This is a genomic window from Promicromonospora kroppenstedtii DSM 19349 (genome assembly GCF_000515355.1).
Classification (GTDB): Bacteria; Actinomycetota; Actinomycetes; order Actinomycetales; family Cellulomonadaceae; genus Promicromonospora; species Promicromonospora kroppenstedtii.
In genome coordinates, this window is sequence record NZ_KI911718.1 from 1 (window position 1) to 1,905 (window position 1,905).

Annotated in this window: 3 protein-coding genes; all 3 read left to right on the forward strand. The window is 74.2% G+C overall.

Annotation, left to right across the window (positions count from 1 at the left end; all coding sequences use genetic code 11):
* A partial coding sequence (locus PROKR_RS35620) for a hypothetical protein (protein WP_036966534.1) occupies nucleotides 1-278 on the forward strand: 278 nt, incomplete at its 5' end.
* On the forward strand, nucleotides 275-979 hold the full coding sequence (gene cpaB, locus PROKR_RS20385) for a Flp pilus assembly protein CpaB (protein ID WP_036966537.1): 705 nt from the start codon (nucleotides 275-277) through the stop codon (nucleotides 977-979). The genes PROKR_RS35620 and cpaB, both read left to right, overlap by 4 nt.
* A 2-nt stretch (nucleotides 980-981) precedes the next feature.
* A partial coding sequence (locus PROKR_RS35625) for a P-loop NTPase family protein (protein WP_036966540.1) occupies nucleotides 982-1,905 on the forward strand: 924 nt, incomplete at its 3' end.

Sequence of the window (1,905 nt, forward strand, 5' to 3'; positions counted from 1 at the left end):
ACCTGCTGCCCCGGGAGCCCGACACCGAGCTGGCCGGCGCCGAGGCGGGCTGGTCCGCCGCGCGCTGGCTGGAGGTGTCGACCATCGCCGGCTCGCTGGAGACGGCCGTGGCGAGCGCGCTCGCCGGGTCCTACCTCTGGGGCGCCTGCGACACGTGCGGCCGGGCCGTGGCCCAGACCTGCATCTTCTGCGACATCGCGGAGCGTCGGGCCCGCGCCGAGACCAGGGCCGGCGCGCAGACCGGCCCGCAGACCGAGACACAGGGAGTGATCAGTTGAACCCGCGTCAGCGCCGGGGAGTGTTCTTCCTCGTCGTCACCTCGATCCTGGCGGTCGCCGTGTTCGTCGGCGTCCTCTACTACGTGCGCACCGTGAGCTCCCAGGTGGGGCCGATGGTGACGGTGCTCCAGCTCAACCGGTCGGTCGACGCCCTGGAGCCCGTCGACGAGGCCATGCTGGACCGCGTCCGGGTACCCGAGCGCTGGGTCCCGGACACGGCCGTGCGCAGCGCGGACGACGCCGACGGCCTCGTGGCCGCCACCTCGTTCGACAAGGGCTCGCTGCTGCAGTCCGGGATGCTGATCGAGCGACCGGGCGTGCAACCGGGGTTCCGCGAGGTCGCGATCATCGTGGACGCCGAGACCGGCGTGGCCGGCAAGGTCGAGCCCGGCGACCACGTGGACATCATCGCCACGATGGAGGGCGCCAAGGACGAGAAGCCGGTCTCGCGGGTCTGGGTGTCCAACGTGCTGGTCCTGGAGGTCGGCATCCCGCGCACGGTCGAGGCCTCGGACAGCCTGGAGATGCGCAGCGGGCTGCCGGTGACGTTCGCGCTGAGCACCGAGGACGCGCTGACCCTGGCCTACGTCGAGTCCTTCTCCGTGAAGATGCGCCTGGCCCTGCGCGGCGCGGGCGACGAGGACATGCTCCCCGAGCAGCAGCGCGTGTACGACGGCGCGATCCCGAAGTCGGAGGGCTGAGCATGGTCACCAAGGTGCTGCTCGCGACGCCGGCGCACGAGGTCCGGGACCACCTGGGCCACATCTTCGCGGAGTCCGACGGCTTCGAGCTCGCGGCCGCGGTGTCCGACGGCGCGGGCGTGCTCACTGCGCTCGACCGGCAGCCGGACATCGAGATCGTGGTGGTGGACGAGGCCGCGGACGACGGGCACGGGCACGCCGTGGCCCGCAGCGTCGGCCTGGCCACGCCGCTGACCGGCATCGTCATGGTCGTGGACGCGCACGGCCCCGCCGAGATGAGCCGGGCGATGGCGGCCGCGATGGAGGTCGGCGCGCGGTCGGTGATCGCCCGGAACGCGGGGCTGGAGGAGGTCCTGACCCGGCTGGAGGCGGTGGCCTCCTGGTCGGCGATGGCGCGGGCCTCGATCGCCGCCGAGCGCAACGGCGGCCGCAGCGGGCAGGTCGTCGCGATCGCCGGGGCCAAGGGCGGCGTCGGGACCTCGGTGCTGTCCCTGCTCCTGGCGCGCGCCGGGCGCGCGAACGACACCCTCCTGGTGGACCTCGACCTCGGGGCCGGTGATCTCACCGCCTACACCGGGGTGCGGACCCGCCGCTCGGTGGTGGACCTGGCCGCGGTCGAGGGCGAGGTCACCGGGCGGATGCTGCGCGAGACCACCTACGAGGTGCCCGGCGGTCTGCGGCTGCTGCCCGCCCCGGCCGAGGGTGAGCGGGCCGAGGCGATGACACCGGCGGCGGTCCGCTCCATCGTGAGCGCCCTGCGGTTCGAGTCCGGCCTGGCCGTGATCGACGTCGGCGCCCACCTGGACGAGCCGCGGGCCACGGCCCTGGAGTTCGCGGACCGCGTGCTGCTGGTGACCACCCCGGACCTGCCGTCCCTGCGCGCCGCGCGGCGCAGCCTGGCGCAGTGGGACCGGCTGGCGGTCCGG